The organism is uncultured Tepidimonas sp. (genome assembly GCF_938045175.1).
Taxonomy (GTDB): Bacteria; Pseudomonadota; Gammaproteobacteria; order Burkholderiales; family Burkholderiaceae_C; genus Tepidimonas.
Window position 1 is genome coordinate 1 of the sequence record NZ_CALIND010000133.1, and the last position, 7099, is coordinate 7099.

Consider the following 7099-nt stretch of genomic DNA (forward strand, 5'->3'; position numbering starts at 1 on the left):
CGTGCAGCAGGCACTTGGCGTGCTGGCCGCCGAGCAGCGGGCACTGGACGAGCAGGCGCGCCAATTGCGCCTGCGCCGCGACCGGCTCGGCAGTGAGCGGGCCGCTGCCGTGCCGCCGGACGGTGAGCGACTGGCGCACTGGCAGGCCGAGGCGATGGCCGCGGAGGAAGCGTGGGTGCTGGCCCAAGAGCGGCTAGCCATCGCCGAGGCCCGGTTGCCCGAGGCGCAAGACGAGCAGCACGCGGCCCTGCAGGCGGAGCAAGAGGCCGGCCGACGGCTGGCCGAGGCGCAGGCGCGACGACAGGCCCTTCAGGCCCTGCAGGAAAAGCTGCAGGCCGACGACCGGGTGCAACCCTGGCTGCAGCGCCACGGCTTGGACGCCCTGCCCAGCCTGTGGACGCAACTGGATACCGAGCCGGGCTGGGAGACGGCCCTGGAGGCCGCGCTGCGTGAGCGCCTGCGGGCGCGGCAAGTGCGCCAGCTCGAAGGGGTGCAGGGCCTGGCGCGCGAGGCGCCGCCGGGCAAGCTGGCATTTTTTTCGCCCCCTGCGTCGGGCGCGCCTGTGTCGAGCGCTCCGGTAGGTCCGCAGGGGTGCACGCCGTTGTCCGAGCGCCTGCGCCTGCACGACGCGACGCTGCATGCGGTGTTGGCGGCATGGCTGCACGGCGCGTGGTGCGTGTCCGATCTGGAGACCGCGTTGCGGCTGCGCGGCGAGCTGGCGCCCGGGCACCGGCTCTACACCCCGCAGGGCCACAGCGTGGGGGCGCATGATGTGGCGTTTTATGCGGAGGATGATCCGCAAGCCGGCTTGCTGGCGCGGGCGCACGAGATCGAGCACCTCGGGCGAGAGGTGCGCGCGCTGGCCCTCATCCACGAAGAGGCGCAGCTGCGCCTGCAGCGCGCCCGGGCGCGCGTGGCCGAGGTGAACCAGCAGATCCAGCAGGCGCGCCGCGATGTGGCCGAGGCGCAGCAGCGTCGCCATGCCGTCCAGGTCGAGTTGCTCAAGGGAGAACAAGCCGCCGAGCAGGCCCGCCAGCGCCTGCAGGGGCTCGACGCCGACCTGGCCGAGGTCGACGAGAGTCTGGCGGCGATCGAAATGCGCCGCGTCGAGGCCGAGGGCCGCTTCGAGGCGCTGGACCTGCAGCTGGCCGATGCGCAGGAGGCGCTGGCGTATGCCGAAGATGCGGCCGGCGACGCCGAGCGGCGCCTGCACGGCGCGCGCGAGCAAGCCCGCGCCATCGAGCGCCAGGCTCAAGAGGCGGCGTTTGCCCAGCGCTCGCTGGCCGCCCGGCGAGCCGAGTGGCAGCGTCAGTGGGAAGCGGCGCGCGAGCAGGAGGCACGTCTGGCGGTCGATCGTGCGCAGTGCGAGGCCGAATTGGAGCGCCTCACGGACGCGGCGGCGCGCCACGGTTTGCAGGGCGCGCTCGACGAGCGCCAGCGGCGCGAGCAGGCGCTGGCGGCGGTGCGCAGCCGCTACGACGAGTTGACGGCCCGCCTGCGGGCGGCCGACGAGCATCGGCTACGCTGCGAGCGCGAACTCGATCCGTTGCGCCAGCGCATCACCGAATTCCAGCTCAAAGAGCAAGCGGCTCAGCTGGCATTGGACCAGTACAGCCAATGGCTGGCGGAGGCGGGTGTCGATCCCGAGGAAGTCGCGCGCACCGTGCAGGCCGACGGCGTGCGCTTGCAGGGGCTGCAGGGCGAGATCGACCGACTGCAGCGCGACATGGCCGCGCTGGGGGCGGTGAACCTGGCCGCGCTCGAAGAACTCAGCGCCGCGCGCGAGCGGCAGCAGTTTTTGGCCAGCCAGTCGCACGACCTGCAACAGGCCATCCAGACGCTGGAGGATGCGATCCGCAAAATCGACGCCGAGACCCGCGAGCTGCTGGGGCACACCTTCGAGACCGTCAATGCCCACTTCGGGCGCATGTTCCCCGAGCTCTTCGGGGGCGGACAGGCGCGCCTGATCATGACCGGCGAGGAAATTCTGGACGCCGGCGTTCAGGTCATGGCGCAGCCGCCGGGCAAGAAAAACCAGACCATCCACCTGTTGTCGGGGGGCGAGAAGGCGCTCACCGCCATCGCGCTGGTGTTTGCGATTTTCCAGCTCAACCCGGCGCCGTTTTGTTTGCTCGACGAAGTGGACGCGCCGCTGGACGACACCAATACCGAACGCTACGCGCGGCTGGTCACGCGCATGAGCCGTGACACCCAATTCTTGTTCATCAGCCACAATCGCATCGCCATGGAAATGGCGGAGCAATTGATTGGGGTGACCATGCCGGAGCAGGGCGTTTCACGCATCGTTGCGGTGGATTTGGCGGCTGCGACATCGCTGATGGAGAATGCGACCCCATGATGAGTCCATTGCAGATCGGTTTGATCGTCGCCGGTGTGGTGCTGCTGCTGGGCGTGTGGGCATACCAGCGCTGGCAAACGCGCCGGGCCGAACCCCGGCGTGCGCCATCGCCGCCGGCGGGCGAGGCAACCGTCGATGCCGCGGAGGGGCGCCGCGAACCCACGCTCGAGGGCGACATGGCGCCGGCGAACAATGTGCCGGCCGCCGCCGTCCCCGGCGTGTTGTGCGAGCGGCTCGACGTCATCGTGCCGCTGCGGCTGGAAAAGCCCGTGTCGGGCGACGCCGTCTTGCAGGCCCTGCCGGGCAGTCGCCGCATCGGCAGCAAACCCTTCGTGATCGAAGGGCTGGCAGAGGACGCCCCCAATGACGACACGTGGGAGCAGCCACGCCCGGGCCAACGCTATCGCGCGTTGCGGGCGGGCATTCAGCTCGCCAATCGTGCCGGGTCGCTCAACGAGATCGAGTACTCCGAGTTTGTGCAAAAGTTACAGACCTGGGCCGAGCACCTGCAAGCCGCGGCCGATTTGCCCGACATGTTGACGGTGGTGCAGCGCGCGCGCGAGCTAGACCAGTTTGCCGCCGCGCACGACGCGCAACTGGCCTTCACCGTGCGCGCGCGCCGGGCGGCGTGGAATCCTGGCTATGTGATGCAACATGCGGCGCGGCTGGGATTCGTGCCGGGTGCGTTGCCGGGGCGCATGGTATTACCCGGGGGCACACCAGGCGCGGCGCCGGTGCTGGTGCTGCAGTTCGAAACCCAGGCCGCGCTGGCCGAAGACCCGGAACTGGCCGTTTTGCGCGAGGTGCGGCTGACGCTGGAGGCCACCCATGTTGCGCGGGATGAACGCCCCTACCAGCGCCTGCGCGAGCTCTCGGCTGCGTTGGCGGCGGCCATGGATGGCTGGGTCAGCGACGATGCAGGACAGCCACTCGACCCTGCGGCGCTGGATCGCATCGGCGGTGAATTGGAAATCCTGTATGGGGCGCTGGAGGCGCGCGGCTTTCCGGCGGGATCTGCCCAGGCGCGCCGGCTGTTTGGTTGACGCGTCAGGCGTAGCGGCCCGCGCGCAACGCCGCCACCGTTTGCTCGGCCAGTGCGGGTAATGCGGCCAGTTCGCCGTCCGCTGCCGCGGCGTCGGACATCCGCGCCGCCCGTTCCAGTCGCGCCGCACTCAGGGACAGGGCGCTCGCGCCCACGTTGCCGCTACTGCCTTTGAGGGTATGCGCCGCCCGGTACAGCCGATCCCAGTCGCCCGCCGCGCGGGCCGCTTGCAGCTGGGCCACGTCGCTGCCGAGTTGCTCGATGAATAGCCGAACGATGTCGAGAAAGTCGTCACCCAGCAGGGTAACCATTTCGTCCAAACTGGCTCGATCGAGGAATGCCGTCATGGGCGTGCCCTGCAAGAAGGTCGATATTTCGGTGCTATTGTATGAGGGTGGCGCCCGCGTCATGGCGCGTGGCCGCCGTCCACTGGATGGATGAATCCCAGATGAGCGCTTCCGCAGCCGATCCCGACACGATCGCCCAGACGCCAAAGTCTGGCTGCAGGTTTCGGCTGTATCCGCTTCTTTGCTCAAGCTCGAGATTGCCGAGAGCCTGGCCATGCAGGATGTCGGTCACTCGTCGCTGGCCTTTGTGCTGCAGTTTCCGATCGATGCCATCAAAATGGATCGCGCCTTCGTGACGCATGTCACGCGGGGCCGGGCCGACCGCGCGATAGCGCGTGCCATCGTGTGCATCGGGTCTTATGCGATGTCGCCGGTGTGCACGCCGAAGTGCCCGCGCCGCCGATCGTCGAAATAGTGGCGCAGCGTCTCCTGCACGGTGCGAAAGGCCAGCTCCTCCCACGGGATTTCATGCTCGTGAAACAGGCGCGCCTCCAGCGTCTCGTGACCCGGGGCAAAGCGTTCACTCAGCAGCCGGGCCCGATAGTAAATGTGCACCTGGCCGACGCGGGCCACATTGAGCAGCGTGAACAGCCCCTCGAGCGCGACTTCCGCGCCCGCCTCTTCCTGTGTCTCGCGCAGGGCGCCCTGCGCGGTGGTTTCGCCCAATTCCATGAAGCCGGCCGGCAGCGTCCACTTGCCCCGGCGCGGCTCGATGGCGCGCCGGCACAGCAGCACTTGCTCACCCTGGGGTCCCCAGTAAGGCACGGTGCCCACCACGTTGAGGGGGTTTTCGTAGTGGATCGTGCCGCAGGCGGGGCAGACCGCGCGCACGCGCGTGTCACCGTCGTCGGGGACCCGGTATTCGACCGCCGTCGCGCAAGCGCGGCAAAAGCGGATGGAACTGCGAAACATGCGCGCTAGTGTAAGCCCCGCTGCTTGCGCGCACGGGCTGCGGGGCCAACGTCGCGGTCAGGCCTTGGTGTGCTTCTCGATCAGCTTGCGTGCCGTCTCCAGCAGATCGCGGCCGTTGAAGCCGCGCTTGTCCATGTCCTGCACCCATTCCACTTCGACCTGGCGCGCGCGGCGGCGGAACTCCTGTGCCTCGGCCAGCCCGAGGGTGTGGATACGGTTGCCACGCTCGGCGGCCTGTTTGCGCGCCGGGGCATCGCCCAACTGTTGCACGCGACCCAAAAAAGCCGATGTCTCGATACCGGAGTTGGCATCGATGACCTTGCGCAAATCGGGCGGCAGCGACTGGTAGCGCGCCTTGTTCATGCCCATCACGAACGTGGTCGTGTAGAGCGCGCCACCCTTGGGGTCGAATTCGCTGTGGTAACTGACCAGTTCGTGCACCTTGACCGACGGCACCACCTCCCAGGGGATGACGCAGCCGTCGATCACCCCCTTGGACAAGGCGTCCGGAATTTGCGGCAACGGCATACCGACGGGCGTGGCGCCCAGATAGCCGAGCATCTTGGTGATTTGCCGGGTGGGTCCGCGCATCTTCAGGCCGCGCAAATCGTCGGGCTGGGTGACCAGCCGCGATTTCACGTGGATCACACCCGGCCCGTGTACCTGAAACGCGATCGGATGAATGTCGCGGTACTCGTCGGCGGCTTTGGTCTGGATGAATTCCCAAAAGGCACGCGAGGTGGCCTCGGCGTTGGTCATCATGAACGGCAATTCGAAGACCTCGGTCCGCGGAAAGCGCCCCGGGGTGTTGCCGGGCAGTGTCCAGACGATATCGACCACACCGTCCTTGGCCTGGTCGTACAGCTGCACCGGCGAGCCCCCGAGCTGCATGGCCGGGTACGCTTCGAACTTGATGCGCCCGCCCGACTCACGCTCCACCTTGTCCATCCATGCTTTGTGCATGTTGAGCCAGACGTTGGACGTCGGCGACATGAAGGTGTGAAACTTGAGCGTGACGCTCTGTTGGGCAAAGCCGATCAGGCCCGGGGCGGCCAGCGCGGCGGCACCCGACTTCAGCACGGTACGGCGTGAAACCATGGCGAAAAACTCCTGGTAACGAAGGGGCCCCGGCAGACAGTTGTGCGCCCCGACGGGGGCCGCGGCGGAGAGGGCGGCGCACATCGGTGGCGCAGTGTAGACGATCCCCCGGGTCGGATGGCCGCCACGTGGGGCGGGATGAGGGTTTTCCCGTAGGGGTGGTCTGGGGGCAGCCCGCGCGCTAGACTGTGACGCTTCGCGTGCTCACGCCATCCCCATGAAGCTCTACAACTATTTCCGCTCCGGCACCTCGTTTCGGGTGCGCATCGCGCTCCACCTCAAGGGGTTGCCGTATGACTACATCCCGGTCCATCTCGCGCGCGGTGAGCAACACGGCGAGGCGTACCGCGCCCTCAGCCCGGACTCGCTCGTGCCCGTGCTCGACGTGGAGGGGCAGCCCGATCATGCGCTGCTGAGCCAGTCGATGGCGATCATCGAGTACCTCGACGAAACCCACCCCGAGCCGCCCCTGTTGCCACGCGACCCCCTCGGCCGCGCACGGGTGCGGGCACTGGCGCAGACGGTGGCCTGTGAAATCCACCCGATCAACAACCTGCGCGTGCTCAAGTACCTGGCGGGGTCGCTGGGGCTGGACGAGGCGCAGCGTGCCGCGTGGTACAACCATTGGGTGATGGAGGGTCTGCGCAGCTACGAGCGGCGCTTGGCCGAGATCGAGCGCCAGCGCGCACAGCGTGGGCTGCCGCCTTCGGTGTACTCGTATGGCGACACACCGACGTTGGCCGACTGCTGCCTGGTGCCGCAGATCGTCAACGGGCAGCGCTTCGGCTTGGTCTACGAGGGCATCCCGCGGACCTTGGCCGTTTATGAGCGCTGCATGCAGCTCGAGGCATTTCAGCGTGCGCACCCCAGCCGCTGCCCCGATGCCGAGTAACGCCGCGATCCGTGCGCCGGTCCTCCAGGTGCGCGCCGGGCTACCGGGCCTGCAGGCCGACCTGGGTGCGGCGGCGCAGGGCTGGATGAGCACCCGCGCGGGCGGCGTCTCCGTGGGGCCGTGGGCGTCGCTGAACCTGGGCGACCACGTCGGCGACGCGCAAGCCGCCGTGGCCGTCAACCGCCGCCGGTTTGCCGCCGCGCTCGGGGTGCGTCCCGTCTTTTTGCGCCAGGTCCATGGCAGCGGCGTGGTGCACGTGACGCCGGATACACCCGACGGCGTCGAGGCTGATGCGTGCTGGACCGATCACCCAGGGGTGGCGTGCACCGTGATGGTGGCCGACTGTTTGCCCATTCTGTTGGCGCCAGACGATGGACAGTCGGTGGCCGCGGTACACGCCGGCTGGCGGGGTCTGGCAGGGCAGGGGGGGTGGGGGGTGCTGGAGGCGC

The 7099-nt window shown here is 68.5% G+C and carries 8 protein-coding genes; 4 read left to right on the top strand and 4 right to left on the bottom strand.

The window, feature by feature from the left end:
- Together smc and Q0716_RS07065 are read left to right on the top strand one after the other, a co-directional pair.
- Positions 1–2359: chromosome segregation protein SMC (smc, locus tag Q0716_RS07060; RefSeq protein WP_299021351.1), on the top strand; the 2359-nt coding region annotated here is incomplete at its 5' end.
- On the top strand, positions 2359–3402 hold the full coding sequence (locus tag Q0716_RS07065; protein ID WP_299021363.1) for a cell division protein FtsZ: 1044 nt from the start codon (positions 2359–2361) through the stop codon (positions 3400–3402). The genes smc and Q0716_RS07065, both read left to right, overlap by 1 nt.
- A 4-nt stretch (positions 3403–3406) precedes the next feature.
- Here the strand turns inward: Q0716_RS07065 and Q0716_RS07070 are convergent, their stop codons facing one another.
- Genes Q0716_RS07070 through Q0716_RS07085 form a run of 4 tightly spaced genes read right to left on the bottom strand, consistent with a single transcriptional unit; the run spans position 3407 to position 5758 of the window.
- Positions 3407–3748 (bottom strand): Hpt domain-containing protein, encoded by a 342-nt coding sequence (locus Q0716_RS07070; protein ID WP_299021353.1) that lies wholly within the window; start codon positions 3746–3748, stop codon positions 3407–3409.
- Positions 3749–3782: 34 nt separating this feature from the next.
- Positions 3783–4049, bottom strand: coding sequence for a hypothetical protein (locus tag Q0716_RS07075; protein WP_299021355.1), 267 nt, complete (start codon positions 4047–4049; stop codon positions 3783–3785).
- Between the two features lie 56 nt (positions 4050–4105).
- The gene (locus Q0716_RS07080; protein WP_299021357.1) at positions 4106–4660 is read right to left on the bottom strand and encodes an NUDIX hydrolase; all 555 of its coding nucleotides are present in this window, start codon (positions 4658–4660) and stop codon (positions 4106–4108) included.
- A gap of 57 nt (positions 4661–4717) precedes the next feature.
- Entirely contained in the window at positions 4718–5758 is a 1041-nt protein-coding gene (locus Q0716_RS07085) for a TRAP transporter substrate-binding protein (protein WP_299021359.1), read from the bottom strand.
- 217 nt (positions 5759–5975) lie between these two features.
- Between Q0716_RS07085 and maiA the strand changes: the two genes are divergently transcribed.
- Together maiA and Q0716_RS07095 are read left to right on the top strand one after the other, a co-directional pair.
- Positions 5976–6650, top strand: coding sequence for a maleylacetoacetate isomerase (gene maiA, locus Q0716_RS07090; protein ID WP_299021361.1), 675 nt, complete (start codon positions 5976–5978; stop codon positions 6648–6650).
- Between the two features lie 85 nt (positions 6651–6735).
- On the top strand, positions 6736–7099 hold a 364-nt coding region (locus Q0716_RS07095; RefSeq protein WP_299021365.1), incomplete at its 3' end, for a polyphenol oxidase family protein.

Coding starts and splice junctions, on each gene's coding strand:
- Q0716_RS07065 (WP_299021363.1), top strand. CDS start 2,359: ATGAGTCCATTGCAGATCGGTTTGATCGTCGCCGGTGTGGTGCTGCTG.
- Q0716_RS07070 (WP_299021353.1), bottom strand. CDS start 3,748: ATGACGGCATTCCTCGATCGAGCCAGTTTGGACGAAATGGTTACCCTG.
- Q0716_RS07075 (WP_299021355.1), bottom strand. CDS start 4,049: ATGCGTCACGAAGGCGCGATCCATTTTGATGGCATCGATCGGAAACTG.
- Q0716_RS07080 (WP_299021357.1), bottom strand. CDS start 4,660: ATGTTTCGCAGTTCCATCCGCTTTTGCCGCGCTTGCGCGACGGCGGTC.
- Q0716_RS07085 (WP_299021359.1), bottom strand. CDS start 5,758: ATGGTTTCACGCCGTACCGTGCTGAAGTCGGGTGCCGCCGCGCTGGCC.
- maiA (WP_299021361.1), top strand. CDS start 5,976: ATGAAGCTCTACAACTATTTCCGCTCCGGCACCTCGTTTCGGGTGCGC.